14 protein-coding genes and 1 tRNA gene are annotated in these 23,880 nt (G+C 63.5%); 5 read left to right on the top strand and 10 right to left on the bottom strand.

Going from position 1 to position 23,880, the window contains the following annotated elements:
* Positions 1 to 77: 77 nt before the first annotated feature.
* Positions 78 to 575 carry a prolyl-tRNA synthetase associated domain-containing protein gene (locus X735_RS153365; RefSeq protein WP_023810886.1) on the bottom strand — a complete coding sequence of 166 codons (498 nt, stop codon included), beginning with the start codon at positions 573 to 575 and terminating at the stop codon, positions 78 to 80.
* Positions 576 to 834: 259 nt separating this feature from the next.
* Here X735_RS153365 and X735_RS153370 point away from each other — a divergent pair.
* Together X735_RS153370 and X735_RS153375 are read left to right on the top strand one after the other, a co-directional pair.
* Positions 835 to 909, top strand: a tRNA-Gly gene (locus tag X735_RS153370).
* Positions 910 to 1,085: 176 nt separating this feature from the next.
* The gene (locus X735_RS153375) at positions 1,086 to 1,649 is read left to right on the top strand and encodes a type 1 glutamine amidotransferase domain-containing protein (protein ID WP_023810885.1); all 564 of its coding nucleotides are present in this window, start codon (positions 1,086 to 1,088) and stop codon (positions 1,647 to 1,649) included.
* A 61-nt stretch (positions 1,650 to 1,710) separates the two neighbouring features.
* On the opposite strand, the gene X735_RS153380 is transcribed toward X735_RS153375, so the two are convergent.
* Positions 1,711 to 2,505, bottom strand: coding sequence for a SapC family protein (locus tag X735_RS153380; RefSeq protein WP_245273204.1), 795 nt, complete (start codon positions 2,503 to 2,505; stop codon positions 1,711 to 1,713).
* Positions 2,506 to 2,768: 263 nt separating this feature from the next.
* Between X735_RS153380 and X735_RS153385 the strand changes: the two genes are divergently transcribed.
* Positions 2,769 to 3,134, top strand: a complete 366-nt coding sequence (locus X735_RS153385; RefSeq protein ID WP_245273203.1) for a hypothetical protein — start codon at positions 2,769 to 2,771, stop codon at positions 3,132 to 3,134.
* Between the two features lie 106 nt (positions 3,135 to 3,240).
* Here X735_RS153385 and X735_RS153390 read toward each other — a convergent pair whose 3' ends face one another.
* The 6 genes from X735_RS153390 to X735_RS0134120 form a co-directional block, all read right to left on the bottom strand.
* A complete protein-coding gene (locus X735_RS153390; protein WP_023810882.1) occupies positions 3,241 to 3,834 on the bottom strand; it encodes a GNAT family N-acetyltransferase in 594 nt (197 codons plus the stop codon).
* Positions 3,835 to 3,837: 3 nt separating this feature from the next.
* The gene (locus X735_RS153395) at positions 3,838 to 5,160 is read right to left on the bottom strand and encodes a hypothetical protein (protein ID WP_023810881.1); all 1,323 of its coding nucleotides are present in this window, start codon (positions 5,158 to 5,160) and stop codon (positions 3,838 to 3,840) included.
* Between the two features lie 31 nt (positions 5,161 to 5,191).
* A complete protein-coding gene (locus tag X735_RS153400) occupies positions 5,192 to 5,716 on the bottom strand; it encodes a tail fiber protein (protein WP_023810880.1) in 525 nt (174 codons plus the stop codon).
* A 9-nt stretch (positions 5,717 to 5,725) separates the two neighbouring features.
* Complete coding sequence (locus tag X735_RS153405) at positions 5,726 to 6,232, bottom strand: tail fiber protein (protein WP_023810879.1); 507 nt, start codon at positions 6,230 to 6,232, stop codon at positions 5,726 to 5,728.
* 12 nt (positions 6,233 to 6,244) lie between these two features.
* Positions 6,245 to 6,745, bottom strand: coding sequence for a tail fiber protein (locus X735_RS153410; RefSeq protein ID WP_023810878.1), 501 nt, complete (start codon positions 6,743 to 6,745; stop codon positions 6,245 to 6,247).
* Positions 6,746 to 6,960: 215 nt separating this feature from the next.
* Positions 6,961 to 19,308: an inverse autotransporter beta domain-containing protein gene (locus X735_RS0134120; RefSeq protein WP_023810877.1), complete on the bottom strand. Its 12,348-nt coding sequence runs from the start codon at positions 19,306 to 19,308 to the stop codon at positions 6,961 to 6,963.
* A gap of 257 nt (positions 19,309 to 19,565) precedes the next feature.
* Here X735_RS0134120 and X735_RS153415 point away from each other — a divergent pair, with 257 nt between their 5' ends.
* Together X735_RS153415 and X735_RS153420 are read left to right on the top strand one after the other, a co-directional pair.
* Entirely contained in the window at positions 19,566 to 20,132 is a 567-nt protein-coding gene (locus X735_RS153415) for an invasion associated locus B family protein (RefSeq protein WP_245273202.1), read from the top strand.
* Between the two features lie 67 nt (positions 20,133 to 20,199).
* Positions 20,200 to 21,444: a Xaa-Pro peptidase family protein gene (locus X735_RS153420; protein WP_023810875.1), complete on the top strand. Its 1,245-nt coding sequence runs from the start codon at positions 20,200 to 20,202 to the stop codon at positions 21,442 to 21,444.
* Positions 21,445 to 21,826: 382 nt separating this feature from the next.
* Here the strand turns inward: X735_RS153420 and pmtA are convergent, their stop codons facing one another.
* Together pmtA and dnaJ are read right to left on the bottom strand one after the other, a co-directional pair.
* Positions 21,827 to 22,432: a phospholipid N-methyltransferase PmtA gene (pmtA, locus tag X735_RS153425; protein WP_023810874.1), complete on the bottom strand. Its 606-nt coding sequence runs from the start codon at positions 22,430 to 22,432 to the stop codon at positions 21,827 to 21,829.
* A gap of 166 nt (positions 22,433 to 22,598) precedes the next feature.
* Entirely contained in the window at positions 22,599 to 23,729 is a 1,131-nt protein-coding gene (dnaJ, locus tag X735_RS153430) for a molecular chaperone DnaJ (RefSeq protein ID WP_023810873.1), read from the bottom strand.
* Positions 23,730 to 23,880 lie beyond the last annotated feature (151 nt).

Here is a 23,880-nt window from a genome sequence, read left to right as displayed (position 1 = left end):
ACCCTTCCGTGGCGCCGCCGGCCGGCGGCCAGGCGCCTATGCTTCAGACCATCTGACTCAAGCCATCCATGTGGCGATCACACGGAGACTTTCAAGATAGCAGCATCGTGCCCGGTTGCCTCGACGAATCTGATCAGGTCCCGCGCCGCGATCGATGTCGTCGCCTCATTGGTCAGCGGATGCCCATTGATCACCGCATGCTCCATCAAATCCTTGTCGAGCACGAGCTTGACCCTGTTTGCCGTGTCGTTGATGACGCCAAAGACCGTCACGGCGCCCGGTGTGACGCCGAGCAGCTCCATCAGCATCTCCGGCTTGCCGAAGGAGACCCGGCTGGCGGCGCCGATCACCTGGTGGATCTGCTTCAGGTCGACGACCGCGTCCTCGCCGACGGTGACCAGGAAGAAATTATCCTTCTTGTCCTTCAGGAACAGGTTCTTCGTGTGCCCGCCGGCGATTTCGCCGCGCAACGCCTGCGAATCCGCGACCGTGTAGAGCGGCGGATGGCGCTTCGTCGAGGCGGCAATCCCGAGTTCGGCGAGAAAGGCCATCAAATCGGCTTCGGTCTTCGGCATCGGTTTCGTTCCGTTTCTCAAGCCAGCCGTTTACGGCCAATGGGGCAGCCGACACAAGACCGTCATGCGACATCATGGTGAGCGGCACCGCCCTTCGCGCTGNCCCTTCGCGCTGGCCCCCCCGCCGCCCGCCACTCACGCGCCCGCCGGCGGCTTGCCGGCCCCGCGCGGCGTGTCACAAAAAGCCTGCGATTTCCCTGTTGCAATCGCCGCGCTCTTCAGCCATATAGGCCCGGCTTGCGGCCAAGACGCCGTGCGAGCGGGTGTAGCTCAGGGGTAGAGCACAACCTTGCCAAGGTTGGGGTCGAGCGTTCGAATCGCTTCACCCGCTCCAGTTTCCTCCAGGGGACTAAGCATCGAAAAGCCGCGGAACTCCGCGGCTTTTTCGTTTTTGGGCTTGCCTGGCTAAGAGTTTCGGCGGAATTCCCCAGGAGTCACATAAAATTACAGCGAGGAACGGTTCCCGCCTCGCCTCGTTAGCGCTCCATCAACGCAACGATGGAGAAAGCCATGCAGGACATTTCCGGCAAGCACGTCGCTATCCTGGCGACGAACGGGTTCGAGCAATCCGAACTTGAGGTGCCGCTGAAGAAGCTGCGCGAGGCGGGCGCCAAGGTCGATGTCGTGTCGCTCGCAAGCGGCAAGATCAGAGGCTGGGATCTCAAGGACTGGGGCCGAGAAGTTCCCGTCGACAAGACTTTGGATGAGGCGCGAGCGGACGCCTATGACGCGATCGTCCTGCCCGGCGGGGTCATCAATCCCGATCTGCTGCGTGTCGAGCGAAAGGCCCTGGGCTTCATCGAATCGTTCTGGTCGGCCAAGAAGGTCGTCGGCGCGATCTGCCATGCGCCCTGGCTTCTCATCGAGACCGGCATCGTAAGGGGTCGCCGGGTCACATCTTACAAATCGATCAAGACCGATGTGATCAACGCCGGCGGTCTGTGGGAGGACAGCAAGGTCGTTACCGACCAGGGACTTGTCACCAGCCGCAACCCCGGCGATCTCGAGGCGTTCTGCGACAAGCTCGCCGAGGAGATCAGCGAAGGGCGGCACGACAGAAGGGTTGCTGCCTAGCCGGCTGTCCGCCCGGACGCATCGAGTGGAAGGTTACGCCGAGAAAACCGCACCGTTTTCCTCAGGCGCTCTTCGCCCCATCCGCCTTCCGCAGCGACGCCTGATGCACCAGCGAGGTCCAGCTGTTGGTCGAGGCGAGGTGGCAATAGAGCAGGCCGAGCGCGCCTGATTTGCGCAGGTCGAGAAACGCCTCGTCGCTCAATCTGTTGAAGGCCGGCTCGTCGATCACCTGGAAATCGGTGAGGTTGAGCACCTCGCCGCCTTCCAGCGTCACCTTGCTCTGGCGCGGTGAAAACAGGCTGTGTGCATCGATCTTTTCGACCATCTCGCGGGTGGCTCTGAAGTCGATCTGGAACTGGTTGCAGAAGGCGAGCGCCTGTTTGGTCGCTTCGGTCGGCTCGTTGCCGGTGAAGAACGGCAGGATCTTGTCATCGCGGGACGGCGCCGGCAACTGGTCGACGACCCGGTCGCTGGCCCGTTCGACGCACAGCGTCAGCCGGCCGGCCGATGTCGGGTCTTCGGCCAGGATGAAGGGATAGCGGCGGACATAGGCGGGGATGTAGTGCGGCGCGGTCCATTTGCCGTCGGCATCGACGAACAGGTTCTCGTTCTGGCGGACGCCGGTGATGATCACTGGCGACTTGGCCGGGCCGATAAAGACGATCGGGTAGGATCGCATCGCCGCCGGCATTTCCGACGCGACCACCGGAATGGCGTGCGCGGAGCGGGCGAAGCCGAAGTCGCTGCGCGCGGTCAGGCCAAGCGAGCCGTGCCGCGCCGGATTGAGCGCCTCGGGCCTCGAATAGAACAGCGGCAACGCATCGCCCGTCACGTTCGTCTTTGCATCCGCCATCATCCGTCTCCCGCACGCCCATCAGGCTGCCAATGGTCCCGAAGCCGGGATCTATGCTTGTTTGCGCTGCTCTTGGGTCGAAAGGAATCCCGCGCAGGAACAAAGTACTACAGCGTCTCTTGCGCGCATAAAAGGACAGGCGGTGCTGTATTTTGGGATGCGGCGGTCGATTGTCTTGGGGAACACGACCGCCGGCCTGCCCGCCTCTGGACAGCTTGCGGCGAAGCGGCGACAGTGCCTCCGCTGGAGCAAATTCCAGGAAAAGTGTGGAGCGGTTTTCCCTTGGCAATTGCGAAGAAACAAAAGCCGGATCAGCGATCCGGACGCTGAACCGCTCCAGCGGACAGATTGAGGGAAACGGAATGGCGTCGGTGTCGGATTTCGAGCAGGGACAAACCTTCACCGTCGAAGCCGGGGGCCGGCAGATCCCGCTCGAACTGAGCGCGGTCAAGCCCATCGCCGCCAGCCCGCGCCCGGGTGGCGGTTTCTCGCTGCTGTTCAAAGGCCCGCGCGATATCGCGCTGCCGCAGGCGACCTATCTTTTCACGGGGGAAAGCGGCAGCCACGAGATCTTCATCGTGCCGGTCGCCGCCGATGCGGCCGGGCGGCTGTACGAGGCGGTGTTCAACTAGAGGCTTGACGCAGGGAGGGTCTGATCGCTTCGAAATTAGCTGAAGCCTCTCCTCTTCGTTCGTCATCCTAGGGTCTGCGCCGCGTCGCTCCGCTCCTTGCTCCGCCCTAGGATGACGAAGCTGGTGAGAGCCGCCGCTTGCGATGCTCGCCGTCACATACCAGCCCCGCCGCCCCCGGCGCACAGTCCATCAGGTCATAAACGCCCTTGTCCTCGACGACCGCGAAGCCCAGCGCGGCATAAAGCCGTCTCGCCGGATTGTGCTTCTCGACATGGATCGATGCTGATTTGCCGGCTAACCATGCCTCGTCGATGAGGTCACAGAGCAGTGCGGTGCCGTAGCCCTTGCGGCGATGATGCGGCAGGAAGGCAATGTCGATGATGCGGTGCTGGCTTGGCCAGCGCTCGACATAGAGGCGGCCGATGTCTTCGCTATCGCGTTCCACCACCAGCCAGTCGGCCTCGGGATAGTGTTTTCGGTAATGCGCATGCTGGGCCTGGAACTGCATGCCGAGGAATTCGGCCTTCTGCGCCTCGCTCCACGACGTCACTGCGAGTTCTTCGAAGCGGGTCGAGGCATAGAGCCGCGACAGGAACGGCAAATCCGCTTCCGTCGCAGCGCGGAAGCCGAGCCCGGCCGTGTCAGACCGGGGCCAGACCGGACGGGCCTGCTTCGCTTGCGCCACGCTGGCGTAAATCAACCGTCAGACCGGCGGCGTCAGGTCGCGCACGACGACGATCTGCTTGAGATTGTTGTCGGTCAGCGACGTCCAGTTATACTCCCATTCGGAACTGTCGATGCCCATCTGGTTGATCGTCCACAGGCCGTTGGTGCCGTCCGGCATGAGCGCCAGGCTGAACAAAGCGAGCCGGCCGTCGGCATTGTAGTTGAGCGTCAGGCGCGTCGAGCGAAGGGATGCGCCGAAATCGCGCCATCCCGACCAGTTCTGGGTATAGGCATCCCATTGCGCGTTGAATTGGAGGAAGTGCTGCTGGTCGGCGGCGACCAGCACGATATCGCCGTCGCCCTGGATGCCGGCGGCAAGCGCAAGGTTGGGCGCCCTGGAGTAGCCGGGTGTCGCCCACTGCGTCCACGTATCCGATCCGGCGGGCATCTGGCGCGTGTGCAGCACCTGGCCGTTCTGGGTCAGGGCGAACAGATTGGTGGCGCCCAGCGGGCCGACGACCGGCGCCATCTCGATGAAGCCACCTGTCTGGGTCGTGTCGATCTGCACCCAACCCGTCCAGTCGGCGGCCTTCAGGGCCTGCGCCTTCGCCTGCTGGCAGCGATAGAGATGCAGGTTCGAATTGATGCCGAACAGGGCGATGCGGCCGTCGCCCTGGCGTATCGCCGAAACCGTCACCAGCCCGCCGGGGATCTGGATCCAGTCGCTCCACGGTTTGGCCGGCGGCGTCAGCACGTCGACGGTGACGACGATCGGTGTCGTCGTGCCCGGCGGCGTGATGGTTTTCTGCACCTGCACGATCTGGTCCGGATTCTGGTAGATCCACCAGATGCGGCCCTGATTGTCAGTGACGAAGACCTCGATGCGGCCGTCGGCATCGCGCGCCATCGAAAGCTTCTGATAGGAGGTGGCGCCGGGCGGCGTGCCGATGCCCATCGGCGCGGTCCATTTCTCGACCGGGCCGATCTGGTTGGCGTCTTCGGTGATGAAGGACAGATTGGTGGTTCCCGATGGCTGCGCGACCACGGCGACACGGCCGTCCTTGGTGAGGCCCGCCGTCATGATCACCCAGGCGCCGGGCGCGATGAACGACCAGGCCGAAGGCCATGGCCCGTTCGGCGAAAGCTGCGCCTTCTGGATCAACTGCCCCTTGGCGGAATCGATCCCCACCACCATCAGCCGCGACAGTTCGAAAAACGACGTGCCGGCCGGCTTGTGCTGGTAGACGGGCGCGGGACCGGAGCGCACCGGACGCCCGCCATCCCTGGCCTTGGAAGCCGCCCTTGGCGCTGGCGTCTTCGCGGCGGGGGCTTTCGACTCTGATGCTGCTTTCTTGGCCATCGTATTGGTCCCTGCCCTGTTGGCTCGGAATTCAGGTTCTTGGTGGGAAGACGCCTTGCAGTGCGATGCAGAAATAGAGCGTCAGATAGGGCTGCAGATTGTTGTGTGGCAGGTCGCCGCCGGCGGGGGGGAGCGATTGAGGACTCATCTGCGTCAGGTTGGCCGCCGGGGTATAGATTGTTGCGTTGGTGGATTTGGCCAGGCTTCGCGTCGATGACGGCGCATTGAGCTCGCCCAGATCAATGTCATGGTCGCGCATTGCGTGAGTGTGGTTAGGAATTTCCGATTCGAGCAGGGTTACCGTTTCCGTACCGCCAGGCTCGCCAAGATCGTGCAGGGACAAGCCCGGCCCCTGACCCCAGAACATCGGCGCACGGCCTTGCAGATCGGGCAAAGCGAAATTGGACTTGCCGTCGCCGCCATAAGTGGTGCCTAGCAGCGAAAACAGCGCCGTGTTCTGCGACAGCGGCAGCAACTGCCCGTCGCACCACGCCCAGCCCCTGGGCGCGAAATTGAACGGAAAGATCCGGATTTCGGCGACGAACGGGTCAGCCATGATGTCCTCTCAGGTGGGCGACGGAAAGATGCCGAAAAGTGAAATGATAAAGCTGATGCAAAGATACGGCTGGAAATTGTTGTGCGGCTGGCTGCCGCCAACGGCTGTTACAGCCTGCTGGGCCATGTTGGTATCGGTCGTGTCCTGGATGTAGGGCAAGGCGCCACCGCCAATCTGTGCAACGACCTTCCCGCTGGGACTGGTATCTTGACCAATATTCAGGGACGCGACCATTGGATGGCTGTGTGAAGGAATCTGGGAAATTGTCATATTGACTTCCTCCACGCCTCCCGTCTCCGCGAGGATAAAGCCGTTGCCCTGATGGAGCGGAACACGGCCTTGCAGGTCGGGCAGCGCAAAGGTGCTCTCGCCATCGCCGCCATAGGTTGTGCCAATCAGCTGGAAAAGTGTCTCGTTCTCCGAGATCGGCAGCAATTGTCCCTCGCAGAACATCCAGCCGGCCGGCGCGAAGTTGCCGGCAAACATGCGTATCTCGCCAACGTAAGGCTGTGCCATGGTCGCGCCTCCTTAATTTGGCGAAGGAAAAATGCCCTGCAGGGCGATGCAGAAGCTCAGCGTCAGGAACGGCTGCATGTTGAGATGCGCCTGACTGCCGCCAATACTGGCAATTGTGCTCGGGCTCAGCGTCGTCACGTTCGCGAAGTCGCTATACAGCCGCCCCGGAACCACCCCCAAAACGTTCCCAACACCATCTTGGCTACTACCGGTGTTTGTGCTGGCCTGCGCAAAATGAACGTGTGTCGGCATTTCGGAAATCGACAGCGTGTGGTTTTGCTCGCCACCGCGCTCGCCAAGTGTGTGACTGCTTCCGACGTGGATTGGGATACGTCCCCGATAATCGGGCAGTGCGAAATTGACCTGGCCGTCACCGCCGAAAGTGGTTCCAAGCAGTGAAAATAGCGCCTGGTTCTGGTTGATTGGCAAAAGCTGCCCGTTACAGAGCGCCCAACCCTTGGGCGGGAAGACAAATGACATAATCCTGATTTCCGATAGAAATGGCTCGGCCATGTCTCGCGCCCTCATTAGATCTCAGTAGAATACACGGAATGACACAAAAGTCTACTTGGCTCTCTAACAAAATAGGACTTTATAAAATAATAGACAGTATTTAAATAACGAGAGGCGCAGGAAGACAGTACACATCCAAGGCTGTAGATCATCGCACCAAGATCACGGCACTGAACCGGCCGAGTGGTGGCCTTTCTACCTCATCAGCGTCGTCATCACGGGAACGGCGGCGTGGCGAGCCCGGCAAATCCGGTCGAGTCGGCCGTCGCAGTTGATGCAGAAACAACTGTATTGCGGCTGTTCAGATAGGCGATGGCGGCGGCCAGATCCGTGGGGGCCCCGGCATAGCCACTAAGGTTGATCGTCCCGTTGTTGCGTTGACGTACCCGGATGTCGCCGGCCGCCATGGTGCCGCCAAGCGAATGCGTGAAGGTGTTGGCCAGAGCGCCGGCGCCGCCTATGTTCAAATCGATGGATGAACCATCTCCCGTCGGCGACGTGATGCCCGACTGAACGAGAATGCCAGCGACTGCATTTCCGGCGCCATCCAGTTTGATGTCAATCGCGTTGCCGGTTATCTGGGCCAGGATGCTGCCGGCGCCGTCCTGTCCGGTCTGGACAAGGATGGCGCGTTGCGAGCCGGCATAATCGATGGTGTTGTTTTTGATCCCGACCCGCATGGCGCCGCCGCCGGCATTGATTACCGATATGCCATCAGCTGTCAGCCCGTTTGCGACCGTGATGGTGTTGTTTTCAATTCGAGCGTCAAAAGTGAAGCCGTTGTCGAACGCCGAGCCGAGTAGGCTCACCACGACGAAGTCGCCCGTGGCCGTACTGCTCAGCGTGTTGCCGGTGGCGACGAGGCTCACATCGCTGTTGTCCCCGGCGCTGACGGACAGCTGATCGTTGTTGCTGCTCGACGTGCTGTTGATGACGTTCAGGTTCATCGTGGAACTGTCGAACGCATCGGCGACGATACCACCGCTGAAGTTGTTGCTCGAATTGGCACCCGAGAAGTTGATCGTGGCGTTCGACGTTCCACGGATGCCGAACAGATACCCGCTGCCAAGCACGGCGCCGGTCGAGCTGCCGCCTGAAATCGTCAGCGCGAGCGTGCCGGACTGGGTCTGCAGCTGGAAGTTGTCGTCGCCGCTGCCCATGATCGTGGTGTTCGTGACCGCGCTGATGCCGGACATGTTGTAGAAATGGATGCCGTCTTCATCCGCGCCATTGCCGGCATTCGATATGCTGCTGTTGCTGAGTGTGAAGTTCGAAACGGTATTGCCGTTGATGCCTTGCTCGGCGCCGCCCGAAATGGCGATCCGGTCCAGCGTCGCCGTAGAGACGTTTTGAAGGTGGATGGCCGCGTTGGTCGCGAGGTTGTCACCGGTCGAAAGCCCCGAATTGTCGGCATCGAGATCGTCGGTGCCGGCATTGGTGAAATTCATGTTCTTCAACGTGATGTTGCTCGCGCTGATGAAACTGGCGCCGCGCCCGGTTGTGTTCTGAATAGTGCCGCCCGAGCCGGCGGTGGTGCCGACGCCTGTAACGGTCAATCCAGCCGAGCCCGTATTGTTGAGCACGATGCCGTTGGTGCCGCCATTCGCCGAAATGCTCTGGAAATTCAGCCCGCTGGCACCGATCGTCGTGTTGACGACGTTGAGCGCCGTGCCTGTGCCGGAGGTGATCGTGTTGCCGGTGCCCTGCACCGTCACCGTGCCGCCGCCCGTGGCGCTGAAGCCGCCGCCGCTCGTTGTGTTGATAATCAGCCCGCCATTGGTGAAGCTGATGGTCGCGCCGGGGTTGCTGGTCAGAATGACGGCGGCATTAACACCGGTCGAGAGCGTCTTGACCGCGCCGCCGAAGTTGATCGTGCCGCCGGCGTTGCTGAGCACGGCAATGCCCAGCCCGCCATCGCTGCGAGTGATCGTGCTGGCGCTGTCGAAATTGACCGAGCCGCCGGCCATGCCGCGGATGTTGGCGACATTGCCGCCAGGGTTGGTGATGTCGACATTGTTCAGATTGACGACCGCGCTGACGTCGTCATTGCCTGGCGTGCCCTGGTCGCCATCGACGACGAAGGCATTGTTCGCAGCCCCCGCGTCGGTCTGGATGGCGACATTGTTGAAGGTGTAGGTGCCGGTCGCGTTGTTCAGCGAATCGCCGAGAATGGTGATGCCGGCCGTGCCCGTCAGGCTGGCATTGTTGACGGTGACGCTGCCCGCCGCCCCGTCGATCACAATGCCGGTGCCGCCGGTGTCGTTGAGCCCGTTCGCCACGGCGGTGGTGAAATTCACCGAACCGCCGGCGGTGTCGGCGACGACGATCATGCGCTGGCCGGCGGTGGCTTGCGTGATCGTGCCGGCATAGGTGACGGTGGCGGTGCCGCCATTGACGTTGAACGCCGTGCCGCTGGGGCTGATGATCGAGGTGCCGGTGCCGAAATTGAACGTGCCGCCCGAGCCGTTGAGGATGTCGACGCTGGCATTGCCGCCATTCAGCGTCGTCGTGCCGACGAAACTGTAGATGCCGTCCGCATTGTCGAACTGCAGGCCGGTGCCGTTCGTCGCCGACAGCGTACCGGTAGCGAAGTTGAGCGTGCCGCTGTGGCCGCCCGCGACGCTGACCAGGGTGGCATTGTTCGCCTGGCTGACATTGCCGGTATAGTTGAGGTTGGCGGTGCCGCCGCTGACAGCGATGGTTGCCGCGCTGCCGCCGACCAGCGTGCCGGTGCCGAGATTGATCGTCCCCAACCCGATGACGTTGGTGAGGACGACGGCGCTGTTGCCGCCGGCGCCGTTGCTGGTCGAGGAAAAATTCATGCCGGTGGCCGCGACGGTGACGCCGCTCAGGTTCATCGCCACACCGGTGCCCGTGGCGATGGAGTTGCCCACGCCGGTGACGCTGACCGTGCCGGAGCCCGTGGCATTGAAGCCGGCGCCTGCCGAGGTCACGATCGCCAGACCGCCGCCGTTGAAATTGACCGTCACCGGGGCGCTGTTGCCGGCAAGATCGACGCCAAGCCCGCCGCCGCTCATGCCGATGGCGTAGCTGGCGCCGCTGATGTTGTAGGTGCCGCCGGTATTGGCGGTGATCGATATGCCGGTGCCCCCACCGGTAAAGCTGTTCGAGGCGCCGGACACCGTCACCGTGCCGCCTGCATTGTTGTTCAGCGATACGCCCAGCCCGCTGGCCGTCAGATTGCCGCTCAGTGCGACGAGGCCGGCGCCGGCAAGCCGGCTCTGGACATTCAGCGCCGGACTGAATGCGCCCGAATTGTTGACCGTGCCCGAATAGCTCACGGCAGCCGTGCCGCCGACGACATTGAAGGACGCGCCCGTCGCCCCGCTGAGCGCGCCGGTGCCGAGATTGAGCGCTCCGCTGACATTGGTCAGGCTGACATTGTTGACGCCGCCGGCCGACGAGGTCGAATCGAACGCGATGGTGGCGGCGACACCGGAGAGATTGATCGCTGTGCCGCCGGTTGCGTTCACCGTCTGGGCGGCAGCCGTAGCGGTGATGCCCATCGTGCCGCCGGTGGCGAGAATGCCGGTTCCGGCGGTGGTGTCGATGGTGACGCCATTGGTGAAGCTGGTTGTGCCGCCGGCCTGCGAGAGACCAACGCCGCTGGTCGTGTCGATGTTGGCGAGACCGGTGACGTTGAGCGTGCCGGTCTGGACTCGGATGCCGCCGCCTGTGTTGGGGACGGTGACATTGTTCACCGTCACCGTGTTGAAGTTGAAGGTGCCAGTGTTGGTGTTGATGGCATCGATGCCGAAGCCCGTCGTGTTGGTGATGCTTGTCCCGCCGGTGACGGTGAAGGTCCCGGCGACGCCGTCGAAGATGATGCCGCTGGCGCCGCCTAGGGCGCTGACGGTGGCAAACGTCATGTTGACGGTCAGCGGATCGAGATCGAATGCCGCGCCGTTGTTGGTGGTGACCACGCCACCGCTGTTGTTCAGCGTGAAATTGGTGGTTTTGGTGTTGGCGATGACACCGGTGCCGCCATTGTTGGCAAGGCTGAGCGTGCCCAGATCAAGGGTACCGCTGGTGTTGGTGAAACTGAGGCCATTGCCCTGCACGCGAGCGCCTGGGTTACCGATGCCGAGCGTGCCGGCACTGACCGTGCCGCCGGCGCCGTCGGAATCGAAGCGGACATTGTTGAAGGCGATGCCGCCGCTGCCGGCGCCGCCGGTCACCTTGTTGCCGGCAAACGACCTGATCGCAATTGAGTTGTCGGTTGCATTGATGTTCTGACCGGCGAAGGACGCTGCGAGGCCGGAGCCGGTCGATTGCAGCGTGTTGCCGTCAATCGACAGCAGAAGCGTATTGGCCGGAGCTCCCGTGGTGGAGAAATCGAGCGCGTTGCCGCCGGCGGCGATGGTGTTGTTCCTGACGAAGAAACTGGAGGCGCCGGTGGCGTTGGCGGCAACGCCCGCACCGGAACCGAGATTGCTGACGATCAGGTTCTGGATGCCGCCCGTGAAGATGCCGCTGCCTGATGTCGCCAGGTTGATGACCTGCGTGGCGTTGTTGCTCTGCAGGACCGGCCGCAGCGTGTCGATGCCCCCCGGCGCCGAAATGATCGGCGAGTTCTGCACCGTGGTGAAGTGGAACGCGGCGGAGGCGCCGCTGCTGGTGTCGACACCGAGCTGCGAAACATCGACGGCCGCGTCGCCGCTCTTGAAGGCGAGCAGCACCTGCCCGTCATCGAGGTTGAACGTGGTGCCGCTGAGGTCGATGGTTTCCTGGGCGCCGTTGACGTTCTTGTCGATCAGCACCACGACGTTGGCCGTGGAAGCCTGTGCGCCCGCGTAACTGCCCGGATTGGCGAGGCTGCCGTCGCCGGTGCCGCCTTCGGTGACGTAGTAGACGCTGATCGATGACAGGTTGGAAACGTCGCCGGTGAAATTGACGTCGTTGAAATTGTAGTCGCCATTGGTCGGCAAACTATCGGTGGTGTGGATGACGTGGCCGCCGGTGGTTGCGATCGACGACTCGGCCGGGCCGGCGCCGTCGCCGAACACCAGCCTGGCGTTGGTGGCGCTGGAGAACTGCACGCCATAGCCGACATTGGCGATAGTCGATTTCTGGCCGGCCGGATTGTTGTTGACGGTGTCGCCGAGCTGGATCGTGCCCGTGCCGGTGGTGCCGGCCATGTCGATTCCGATCGTGCCGGCGAAGCCGCCGCCGTCTACATCAAAATCGTCCGCGGTGATGTTGCTCGCGCCGAGCGCCGCGCCGTTGAGGTCGAGGCCGACCGCATTGGCGGCATTGAGCCCGATGGTCAGGCTGGCGAAATTCAGCGTCGAGCCGAGCGTGCCAGAGACCTGGACGCCGGTCGTGGTGACGCCCTGCAGGTCGACCGCGCCGAGATTGAGGGTGCCGCCGCTGACATTGTTGAGCGATATGCCGGTCGCCGCGCCATTGACCGAAATCGTATCGAACTTGATACCACCGGCGCCGACCGTCGCGCCTTTCGCCCCGGCGACGACCGCCGTCGCGTCGCCAAGCTTCAGCGCCGTGCCCGTGCCGGTGGTGATGGTGTTGCCGTCGCCGGTGACGCTGATCGTGCCGGGGCCAAAGGTGCTGGCGGTGAAGCCGGCGCCGCTGCTGGTGGTGATGACGAGGCCGCCATTGGTGAAGTTGAGCGTGCCCCTGGTCTGCGGGTCCATCACGTACGACGGTGCCTTGACGATGGCATCGTTGGCGCCGGTGTTGAATATCTTCGACGTACCAGAGAAGGTGACCGTGCCGTTGGCCGAGCCGCCGATGGCGACACCCTCGCCACCGCTGTGATCGATGGTGCTCGAAATATCGTATATGCCTTCGGCATGGCCAAAGAAGTCGAAGGCCGTCGATGACGTGGTGGAAACGACGGAACCGCTCATGTTCAGACGGGTCGCATCGCCGCTGGCGCTTATCACCGATCCCGCACCGACCGTGATCGAACCTTTGTAGGTCAGCGTGGTGAAGGCCAGGTCATTGCCGCCGCCGAGGCTGATAGCCGAGACGGTGGTGTTCGTGATGCTGGCGCTGCCGTTGACGCCGACGTTGACGGTCCCGCCCTGCGAGCTCTGTATGATGCCGAACTGGCCGCCATCGATGGTCAGGGTGGATCCGGCGACATTGGCGATGTTGACGGTGCCAACCTCGGGACCGCCGATATCGAACCCGGCATATTGGACGTCGAGATCGATCGTGCCGGTGAAGTTGACCTCCCCGGTGCCACTCAGGGCGTACAGCCAGGCGCCGGTGTATCCAGTATCCCTCAGGCCGCCGATGTTGACATCCCCGACGAGATTGGCGCCCAACAGCGTCACGCCGGCACCGCCGGGGTCGCCGGGAAGAGCAGGGATCGTGGAGTCCGCCGAGATGCTGTCGAAGGTAATGCCGGCGCTGCCGACATTGGCACCATACACCACAAGTCCGTCGCTGCCGGCATTGATCTCGTTGCCGGCGCCGGTGACGGTAATGATGGTGGAGGTTGCGCCAGCCGGGCCTAAATCGCCAATTGCGACGAAGCCCGCCCCGGTCATTGTCGTTATAGCAAGGCCACCATTGGTGAAGTCGATCGTGCTGTTGGTATTGAGTGCCGGGACGGCTGAAGCGTAATTGCCAATGATGCCCAAGCTCACGCCGTCCGTCGCGCCCGAGCTGATCACCTTGCTGGTGCCCGAGAAGGTGATCGCGGCCGCGTCGTTGCCGGCAACGACGATGTTGCCGCCGGCCGCCGCATTGGTATCGGTGAGATTGCCCGACAGCGTCACCGAGCCGCCGGTCATGCTCTGGATCGACACCGCGGCGCCCGTGCCGTTGCTGGCGATCGTGCCGCCATAGGAAATCGTCGCGTTGCCGCCGCTGGCTGCGGTCCCCGAGCCGACATTGAACGACGTGCCCGAACCGGTGTTGGTCAGCGTACCGGTGCCGAAGCTTGCCGTGCCGCTGAGGTTCTGCAGGTCGACGCCGCTGCCGGAAGCGAATGTGGCACTTGTCGAGGCGAAGTTGATACCGGCCGTGATGCCGTCGAGCGCCGCCGCCTGCGCGTTGGTGGCGTTGATCGTGCCGGTCACGACATTGACCGTGCCGCCGCCGGTGGCGCTGAACGCTGTCACGCCGTTCGTGGAGACATCCAGATCCGCGAAGGTGATGACAGAGCCCGTATTGCCGGTCAGCGAAACGCCGCTGCCGTTGACCGTCGCCTTGTCGGCGAAATCGACCGTGCCGCCGGTGCGGTTGGCGATCGAGATGCCGCCGCCGGTCAGCGTGCCCGCCGGTCCGCTGTTGGGCAAGGTGCCGCGCGTGACCGTGATGTTGCCGGTGCCGCCATCGACGTCGAGCAGCGTGCCGGCAACGTTGATGTTGTTTTCTGTGATCGACAAATTGCTGTCGAGGCCGGCAACCTTGAACGCCGTCTGGCCGGTGGCGACATTGCTGACCGTGACGCCCTGGATGACGATACCGCCGACATTGCTGAAGCCGGCAGCATTCTGGTCGATGGTGAAGACCGAACCGCTGCCGCCAGTGAAGTCGAATGCGGTGTCGCGCACCTGATTGCTGCCGAGCAGCTGCAACGTATCGCCGCCCGTGCTCTTGACCACGCCCTCATTGCCGGTGACGTTGCCGCCGGTGGCGCCGAGATTGCCCTGGACATTGATCGGCTGGATGGTGCCGGAGGTGATGATCGAACTGCCGTTGCCGAAGCCGGCGATCGACTGGCCCGAATCGAGCGTGAACGGCATGGCGCTCAGATCGACCGTGCCGACAAAGGCGAAGGTCAATGTGCCGGTCATGGCATCGGCCTGGGCGGCCGTGACCGTGGTCACCGCGGCGCTGAGCCCGTTGGTGCCGGCAGCGATCACGCCACCGTCCTGGGAAATCATGACGACCCCGCCGACCGCGCTGGCCAGATTGGCGCTGCCGGTGAAGGCGACATCGTCGAAATCATAATTGCCGAGCGTCGGATCGAGCCCGATCGTGTTGACCGTGTAGCCGCCACTGGCCGCGCTGATGAAGGATTCCAGCCCGTCGCCCGCATTGCCGTCGCCAAAGGTGAAATTGGCGTTGGCCGACGTCGCCGTTGTGCCGCCGGACGACAGTTCGACGCCGACGCCGACCTTCGAGATGCTGGAGCCCTGCAGGAAGGTGATGGTCTTGTTGCCGATGGTCGACGACAGGTCGATGCCGCGCGAGGTCAGGTCGTCGGTGCCGGTGATCGTCGTCACGCCGAAATCGGCTGTCGTTGACGAACCGCTGAAGTCGATGCCGGTCTGGTTGGCGCCGGCGCCCAGCGTCACATTGGTTGTTCCAAATGTGACATCGGCATTGGTCAGGGCGAAGTTGATGCCGGCTGGACCTACGGTCGAACCCATCGTCACGCTGGTGGTGCCGAAGGTGACGGCGCCGGCATTGTTGGTGATGTCGATGCCATTGCCCGTGGCGCCCGACACGGTCACCGCCCCGAAGGTCGCCGATGCGGTGCTGGCGACATTGGCGACGGCCAGGCCAGTAGCCGTCGCGCCGGTGATCGACAGCGGAGCTGTGACGTTCAGCGTCGCGGTGCCGGCAAGGCCGGTGACGACGGCGCCACCGCCGCCCGTCGCAGACAGCGTCGAGCCGATGAAGCTGATCGCGCCGCCGACCGGGGGCAGCGACGAGCCGATCGCGAAAAGATTGCCGGTGCCGGTCGAGGTGATGCTGCCGCTGAAGGTCACCGAGCCGCCGGTGGTGCCGTCGACCTTGACCGCCGTGCCTGGCGCGGTTGCCGAGCTGAATATGTTGGCTGCTACACCGATTGTCGCGCTGCCACCGGAAATGACGACACCGTCGCCAACGCCCGAATTGGTGATGGTGCCACCGAGGATCGTGATCGAGCCCGTGTTGTTGGTCAGGCTGACATCGGTGCCCGCGACATTGGTCGTCACCAGATTGGTGATGGTGAAGGTCGATGACGAATCGTTGATTGCAACGCCGTTGATGCCGGCACCGGTGCCACCGATAGTGACATTGCCACCCAGGAACTGGCCGCCCGAGACGGCATTGAAATTGAGCGCTGTGGCTGCCACGACGCCTGTCGTGATGCTGTCGAACGCCATGCCGCCGGTGCCGATGGTGACGCCGTCGAGATAGATCGCGTGGCCGGTGCCGGTGGTGATCTGCTCCGTGCCTGCGGCCGCGACTGTGATCGTGCCGCCCCCGGTGGCGCTGAAGCCGGTGCCGATCGTCGTGGTCAGATCCAGCCCGCCGGTGAATTTGATTGTGCCGCCGGTGTTGCCACTCAGGTTGATCGCGAAGGCGGTGGCGGTGCTAGCGGTGATCGCTCCGCCGAACGTGGCGCTGCCGCCGCTCATGCCGGAGATCGTCACCGCGCTGGTAGCAGCGGTCTGGTTGATGGTGCCGTTGTAGGTCACGTTGGGCGTCGAGTTGCTGATGGAGAAGGCGTTGCTGCTCGTGTTGGCGATGGAACTCCCGACCCCGAAGGTCAAGGTTCCGCTGGAACCGCCGACGATGCCTATGCCTACGCCGCCGCCGGTGATGTCGAGATCGTCGAAGGTGGCGATGCCGTCGAAATTGTTGGTGGACAGCGCGGCACTGGTGGCGTTGGTGATCTTGGTGTTGCCGGTGAAATTGACGGTCGCGCTCGAACCGACAAGCGCGATGCCGGTTTGAGATGCGGTCTGGACGGTCAGGTCGTCGACCGAGACCGTACCGGTCACTCCATCGAGGAAGAGGCCGGTAGCGACATTGCTGACCGTCACGCCTTGGACGGTCAGGCCATTGATGCCCAGGCCGTGTATGCCGGCGGCGGCGCCACCGGAAATATTGAAATCGAGCAACGTGTTGCCGTTCCCCAGCGTCACGACATCGCCGCCGCCGGAACTGGTCAGCGTTGCCGCGCCCGCGGAATCCGAGATGGATTCGTCGTGATGGACGTTGGTGCCGGTGACATTCAACGGCACCCCGCCGAGCGAGAACTCGCGGCCGTTGCCGAACGAGGCCAGTTCCTGTCCGTCGCTCAGCGAGAAGCCGGTGGCGTCGTCGATTGTGCCGCGGTTGACCAGCACAATGATGGCGTCGCTGGCGGTAATGCTGTCGGCATAATCGATCGAGGCGAGGTCGGTGATCGACGTGCCGCCGCCCGAAGCCCCGGCCGCGACGAAGATGTAGTTGCGCAGATCGTAAAGTTGCGGGCCGGTAAACTGTGTCGTGCCGAAGGCGTAGTGGCCGCTGCCCTCATTGAGCCCGCGCGCATCGAGCGAGGCGGTGATGCCGGAGATGGAGCTGGAATCGCCGCCGAAGGTAAATTCGGCGTTGGCCGTGGCCCCCGGCGTGCCGGCTATGCCCAGCCGCACGCCGGTATCGACATTGGTGATGACGCCGCCAACGGTGATGGTGATGACCGCCCCGCCAACACTCGGTGAGGTCAGGTCGATGCCGATCGAGCCGGCAGCACCGGTGCCGGTGATGTTGAGCGACTGCGCGGTGAAATTGGTCCTGGATCCGGAGAAGTCGAGGCCGGTGCCGACACCCAGTCCGGAGATGACGATGTTGCCGGCGACCACCGCCGCATTGACGCCGGCAAACGAGATGCCGTCGGCGCCGGGGTTGGTGATGCTGATGTCGCCGAAGCGGATCGTCGCCGGCGAATCCGAAATGGCGATCGCTGGTCCGGTCGTGTTGGAGATCGTCGTCGCACCGTTGACCGTGAAGCTGCCCGCGACATTCTCGAGCACGACACCCGACGTGCCGCCGCTCTGGCTGATCGAGTCCAGCACCACATGAGCGGTGATCGGATCGATGAAGACGGCGGTGCCGCCATTGCCCGATATTGTGCCGCCGGTGGTGGTGAACGTCCCGCCGGTCGAGGTGCCCTGCACGGTGATGCCGCGGTCGGTATTGTCCTGCGCATTGACGGTGGCGAAGGTGTAGGTGCCCTTGCCGGTGATATCGAGACCGTCGTCGAGATTGCCCTGCAGCAGCGTCGTGCCGGTGAAATTGTAGGTGCCGTCGCCGTCGATGTGCAGACCGTCGAGGCCGTTGCCGGTGGCGGTGAAGTTGGAGCCGGTGATGCCGGTCGAGCTGCCCGTGAAGTCGGCGCCGTTGCCGCCCGCACCGGTGACCGTCACATTGGTCAGCGTCGCGCCGGTGATGTTGTTGCCCAAAATGCCGTTGGCGCCGCCCGTGATGGTGATGCCGTTGAGCGTGTTGCCGTTGCCCAGCGTGATGACGGGGTTGACGACGTTGGTGCCCTGGATCGTGCCGTCGCTGCCGCCCAGGTTGAAGGTGCTGGTGCCGCCACCGAACAGCCTGGCGGTGACGCTTTCGCCGCCGCCGATGACGGTCTGGCCATTGGCGAGCGTCACGCCGCCGGTCGTCAGATTGCCGTTGCCGCCAAGCGCGACGACAAAGCCGTTCGCACCCGACTTGGTCACGGCGTCGTCCAGCGTCGTCGGGTCGGCCAGCGTGCCGGCGCCGGCGAGGCCGCCGTCGGCGAAATAGAACTTGCCGAAGGCGGCACTGGTGGCGGCGTTGATGGCGATGCGCGTGGTCGTGCCGCCGGTCAGCGTCTGCGACTGGACGCGGACGCCGATGTCGCCACGCACCCGTTCGTTGACGCGCTTGCGAAGGCCTTCGCTGACCGGATAGACCGGCTCCGCCCCGCTATCGGTCCCGTCTGCATTGTCCGAGCCGCTGCCAGGATTGAACGGGATGTTCAGCCGCACACTGCCGGCGAACTGGGTGTCGTCGCGATTGTCGTTGCGGACCTCGCCGGCGAAGACCAGTTCCGTGTTGCTGCCGAAGACATCGCCGATCGTATACTCGAACCCGGCCTTGGCGCCGGTGACGCTGCCGTCGTCGCCATGCGGATCCTCGAAATGATAGCCGCCGATGTCGAGCCGCAGCGAATGCTTGTCGGGCAGGGCGACCGGCACCTGCGCACCGATCTCGCCCTCGATGCCCCACGCCGCGTAGTCGCGGTGGTCGATGACCGAGATCTGCTCGATCAGCTGGTTGCTGACCATCGACAGGGTCGAGCTGGCCGAGTGATCCGTTGAATCGCCCTTGATCGGCAGATAGACGTTCACATGCGCATCGAAATGAGGCGTGATCGCCTCGGCGCCCAGCGTGGCGGCGGTGAACTGGGTGGAGTTGTAGTTCTCGATGTTGAGGTAGGCGTGGCCGCCGATCATCAGGTCCGGGTTGACGATGCGGCGAATGCCGAGGCCGACATCCTGGCCGAAACCATCCTTGAAATCGTGCTTGGCCCGGACATCCAGGAACAGCACGGATTCGGCCGTCTGCTTGAGCGGGATGAAACCTTCGAGCGCGGCGTTGCCGCCATTGTTGTCGGCGCCGATGATAGCGCGGATCTGCGGCTGCCACAGGCCGTTCGGATCGGCATGGGCCGCCGGACCGGAAAGGCCGAGCGCCAGCGTCGTCAGCGCCGTCGTCTTCCAGAGATGCCTGGCGATTCGCGAACGGCGATAGCCGGCGCGAGCGTGGAAATCCTCCCCACGCGCCGCTATCTCACCAACTTGCCGAGAAGTCTCGGTAGTTCCCATCCCTGGCGAGTCCTTCGGGGACTACACGCGCCCCGTGTAAATCCTTAATCGAATTCTATTGTATAGCGAGTCTCGGGCGCTCCGATTTCTGAAAGCTCCCTGTAAAATTGTTCGCTGTATCCGAAAGGTCACAGTAATTTCGCCGGCTTTCTTGCCTCCGGTCGAGCTTTCGAAACAGTCGCGGGTGTTGTATCAAGCCGTGCTCGGGAGAATACCGGGCGCGGTGAGGAAACATGCAAGACGTCCGGCAAAATAACATGACAGCTACTTTAGCGAAGTCTAATTTACTTGGCGTGGCCGCGGGGCTGACCGCCCTGTGGCTTGGTCTGGCCGCCGGCCCAGCCCTTGCCGAAGATGCCAAGCCGGCCCAGCCAAAGCCGGCTGAAAGCAATGCAAAACCGGCCGATGCCAATCCATGGGCAGTGAACTGCTCCAGCGGTTCGGCGACCAGCGAGCTTCAGTGCCAGGTTTCGCAGAACCTGACCGAGGCCAAGACCGGGCAGCGCGTGCTGACCGTGACCGTGCGCCGCGACAACGGCAATGGCAGCCTCGCCATGCTGCTTGCCCTGCCACACGGCCTGTTCCTGCCGTCCGGCGCCTCCTTCCAGATCGACCAGGGCCAGAAGACGACGATTGCCATCCAGACCAGCGACCAGAACGGCGCTTATGCCGCCACGCCGCTGTCGGCGGATCTCATCAAGGCAATGAAGTCCGGCACCAATCTGAACATCGGCATGGAATCGGTCACCCGCAAGCCGGTCACCATCCCGGTGTCGCTGGCTGGCTTCACGGCCGCCGTCGCCAAGCTGGAATCGATCAAGTAGCTGCTGTCAGCGGCTTGATTGTCGATGCGCGGAGTGCTTCGTTGCCGCTTCGAACAGTGGGGAAATCATGACAGGCTTTGTCGATCGCAGGCGCGCGGCGCAACTGATGAAGCGCGCGGGCATCGCGGCGCTGGTGCTGTGCGCACCCGAGGCCTTCCACTATGCGACCGGCGCCTCGATCGGCCCGGCGGGACTGTTCCGGCGCGCCGGCGCCGGCTTCGTCGTCATCCCGGCCCGCCAAGGCCTGCCGATCGGCGTGGTGGTGGCGGATTTCAATGCGGGACAGTTGCAACTGGCTCTGCCCGACGCCGTCATCCGCAGCCACCCGATCTGGATCGAATTCGCCACGTTTGACGCCTCGAGGCCAGCGCAAGGGCTGGCGCGGCGCATAGTGGCCGGCTTTGGCTCGTCCGGCTGGACGCCTGCCATTACCCGGCCCGCTACATTCGAGTTGGCCAATTCCGTCCATGAGCTGAAGCAGATCCTGACCGGGTTCGGTCTCGAGCGCGCAACGATCGGCGTCGATCTCGATTTTGTTCCCGCCGCTGATTTCGCTGCCATGCAGGCGCTGCTGCCGGGCTGCACGATGGTCGACGGCTCGGCGGTGCTCGACAGGCTGCGGGCCGTCAAGTCGCCGCGCGAGATCGATCTGCTGCAGCAAGGCATCATCCTGTCGGAGGCCGGGCTGGAGCGGCTGCAGGTCGATGCCATGGCCGGCATGCGTCAGGCCGATCTCATTGCCCTCTATCGGCAAGGCGTCGCCACGGCCGCGGCCGGCCTGTCCCATCCGGTCGCCACAGCCGAATATGTGACGCTCGGCGCCCGGCTCAAAAGCACCGATGCGAAAGCCATGCCGGGCGATCCGCTGAAGTGCGACATGGTCTGCACGGTCGGCGGCTACGCCTCCGACATGTCGCGCAACTTCACCTTCGGGCCGCCATCCGCCGAGCAGGCCGAACTGCACGCGATCGCCGAGCGGACCTTTGACGACGGGCTGGCATCCCTTGTTCCGGGAACCACGCTCGCCCAAGTGCATCGCGTCGCCACCGACAGCCTGGCGCGGCAAGGGCTGCGTACCTACCGCCGCGGCCATTTCGGCCATGGCGTCGGCCAGTCCGTCTTCTCAGAGCAATGGCCGTTCATTGCGGCCGACAGCGATGTCGTGATCGAAGCCGGCATGGTGCTGGCCTTCGAAATCCCGCTCTACATAGACCGCCTCGCCAGCTTCAATCTCGAGGACCAGTTCCTGATCACACCGGACGGGCCTGTTGCCATGAATCGTCTGCCGAGACGGTTGGAGAGGATTGGATAGCCGGCTTTGAGTCTGCACGCTGGAGATTGGCCGAAGCCTCCCCACCTTCGTCATCCACGGGCGGAGCAGGAGCGAAGCTCCGTCGCGGNTGCACGCTGGAGATTGGCCGAAGCCTCCCCACCTTCGTCATCCACGGGCGGAGCAGGAGCGAAGCTCCGTCGCGGAGCCCCGAGGATCCATGCCGTGACCTTGGCCGAGGAATGCAGCGGAGCAGAACTCTTCATCGTAGCGACGCTTTGAAGTCGCGGCATGGATCCTCGGGTCTGCGCTGCGTCGCTGCGCTCCTTGCTCCGCCCGTGGATGACGAAGCGAGGGACGTTCCCGCCATCGCCAAGGTATGCGGTGAGCACTGGCGATCCGCGAACAACCCTGCGCCGAGAAATTAATGCGCTTCGCGGCGGTAGATCCACAGCTGGGTCGGCGGGATGTTGCGGAGGATGAAATCGAAATGCTTGACCGTATAATTGCCACGGCCGGCCGGGATCGGCGACATCGGGCCGTAGGTCAACTGCACGATCGGCCGTCCGGCCGGGATGCGGTCGAGCAGGCTTTCGATATAGGCAATGCGCTGGGCGACCGGGAAGTTGAGCAGCGGCACGCCGGAAACGACGGAATCGAAGATCATCCCGCTCTTGTCGCCAAGCGTGGCGTTGAGGTTGAAGGCGTCGCCCTCGATGACGTTGACGCCGGGATAAAGCCGCCGCAGATGACGAACGAAATCCGCGGAATACTCGACCGCGTAGAGGTTTTCGGGCCGCACGCCCTGGGCCAGGATAGCGCGGGTGATTACGCCGGTACCGGGACCGACCTCAAGCACCGGCAGGCCGGATTTAGGATTGACGATCGAGGCCATCTTGCGCGCGGTGACCGAACTGGTCGGCACGATCGAACCAACCGCCTTCGGCTTGTCGATCCAGCCCTTGAAGAATTTGAGTTCGTCGTCGAACTTTTCGACAAGCGCCTTCCGCAGTCCAGGGCCACGTGTCATGCAAGCTCTCCTCAGCGCTCCCCGCAAGTTACTTAGCACCTGAGCGGTGCTAGGCAAGGCGCGGCCGGACGCATGTCGTGGATAAGATAATTTTCGTCGCGTCTCAAGGGGTGACGAGATTCAAGGATTTACGCGTTGCAAATCGGCTTAGGCGGGCCAAAGTGCATCAACGTTCGCCGAACGACTCGAAGAAATCCTTCATGCGGGCGAAAAAGCCGCTCGATTGTGGCGAATTGTCCTGCGAGGAGAGCTGTTCGAACTCCTCCAGCAGTTCGCGCTGGCGGCGGGTGAGGTTCTGCGGCGTCTCGACCGCGGTCTGGATGTAGAGGTCGCCGATATTGGGCTGGCGCAGCACAGGCATGCCCTTGCCCTTGAGGCGGAACTGGCGCCCGTTCTGCGTGCCTTCGGTCACCTTGACCTTGGTCTGCGTCCCGTCCAGCGTCGTCACCTCGAAGGAGCCGCCAAGGGCGGCCGTGGTCATCGAGATCGGCACCTTGCAATAGAGATCGGCGCCGTCGCGCTGAAAGAACTCGTGCGGTTTGACCGCCAGGAAAATATAGAGGTCGCCCGAGGGCCCGCCGCGCAGGCCGGCTTCGCCCTCATTGGCAAGGCGGATGCGGGTGCCGTCCTCGATGCCGGCCGGGATGTTGACCGACAGCGAACGCTCCTCGGTGACGCGGCCCTGGCCGGCGCATTTCGGGCACGGATCCTTGATCGTCTGGCCGCGCCCCTGGCATTGCGGGCAGGTCCGCTCGATCGAAAAGAACCCTTGCGTGGCGCGCACCTTGCCGTGGCCGTTGCACATCGAGCAGGTGACGGGCTGGGTGCCGGGCTTGGCGCCGCTGCCCGAACATTCGGAGCAGGAGATCGACGCCGGCACCCGGATCTGCGCGGTCTTGCCGGCAAAAGCCTCTTCCAGGGTGATTTCCATGTTATAACGCAGGTCGGCGCCGCGCTCGCGGCCGCCCGACGAGCGGCGCTGGCGCCCGCCCATCATGTCGCCGAAAATGTCCTCGAAGATATCGGCGAAACCGCCGGCGCCGAAACCTTGCGCGCCGCCATTCATGCCGCCCTGTTCGAAGGCGGCGTGGCCGAAGCGGTCATAGGCCGCGCGCTTCTGCGGGTCTTTCAGCGTCTCGTAGGCTTCGTTGATTTCCTTGAACTTGTGCTCGCAGGAATGATCGCCGGGGTTGCGGTCGGGATGGAACTGCATCGCGAGCTTGCGAAAAGCGCTCTTGAGCTCCTTCTCGTCGGCGCCTTTTTGGACGCCCAGCGTCTCGTAGAAATCAGCTTTCATTTTTTCCCGCTGTCCGGATGCTCAACGTCTTGAAGCATTGTTGCGTCTCTTGCCGGCACTGACGCTTCGATTTAGGTGCGATGGAAGGGGGATGCCAGTGTCGACGCGGCTTTGCCTGCATTTTTTCAGCAAGGCCCGCTGTTTTTCTGCA

Origin of the sequence: Mesorhizobium sp. L2C084A000, assembly GCF_000502875.1 — a bacterium.
Lineage (GTDB): Bacteria > Pseudomonadota > Alphaproteobacteria > Rhizobiales > Rhizobiaceae > Mesorhizobium.
Note: the sequence above shows the minus strand (reverse complement) of the source record. Positions and strands in the feature narration are given on the sequence as shown.

Excerpts from the sequence above, each read along its gene's own strand:
- X735_RS153415 (WP_245273202.1), top strand. The coding sequence starts at position 19,566 with ATGACAGCTACTTTAGCGAAGTCTAATTTACTTGGCGTGGCCGCGGGG.
- pmtA (WP_023810874.1), bottom strand. The coding sequence starts at position 22,432 with ATGACACGTGGCCCTGGACTGCGGAAGGCGCTTGTCGAAAAGTTCGAC.
- X735_RS153380 (WP_245273204.1), bottom strand. The coding sequence starts at position 2,505 with ATGATGGCGGATGCAAAGACGAACGTGACGGGCGATGCGTTGCCGCTG.
- X735_RS153410 (WP_023810878.1), bottom strand. The coding sequence starts at position 6,745 with ATGGCCGAGCCATTTCTATCGGAAATCAGGATTATGTCATTTGTCTTC.
- X735_RS153405 (WP_023810879.1), bottom strand. The coding sequence starts at position 6,232 with ATGGCACAGCCTTACGTTGGCGAGATACGCATGTTTGCCGGCAACTTC.
- X735_RS153400 (WP_023810880.1), bottom strand. The coding sequence starts at position 5,716 with ATGGCTGACCCGTTCGTCGCCGAAATCCGGATCTTTCCGTTCAATTTC.
- X735_RS153420 (WP_023810875.1), top strand. The coding sequence starts at position 20,200 with ATGACAGGCTTTGTCGATCGCAGGCGCGCGGCGCAACTGATGAAGCGC.
- dnaJ (WP_023810873.1), bottom strand. The coding sequence starts at position 23,729 with ATGAAAGCTGATTTCTACGAGACGCTGGGCGTCCAAAAAGGCGCCGAC.
- X735_RS153395 (WP_023810881.1), bottom strand. The coding sequence starts at position 5,160 with ATGGCCAAGAAAGCAGCATCAGAGTCGAAAGCCCCCGCCGCGAAGACG.
- X735_RS153375 (WP_023810885.1), top strand. The coding sequence starts at position 1,086 with ATGCAGGACATTTCCGGCAAGCACGTCGCTATCCTGGCGACGAACGGG.
- X735_RS0134120 (WP_023810877.1), bottom strand. The coding sequence starts at position 19,308 with ATGGGAACTACCGAGACTTCTCGGCAAGTTGGTGAGATAGCGGCGCGT.
- X735_RS153365 (WP_023810886.1), bottom strand. The coding sequence starts at position 575 with ATGCCGAAGACCGAAGCCGATTTGATGGCCTTTCTCGCCGAACTCGGG.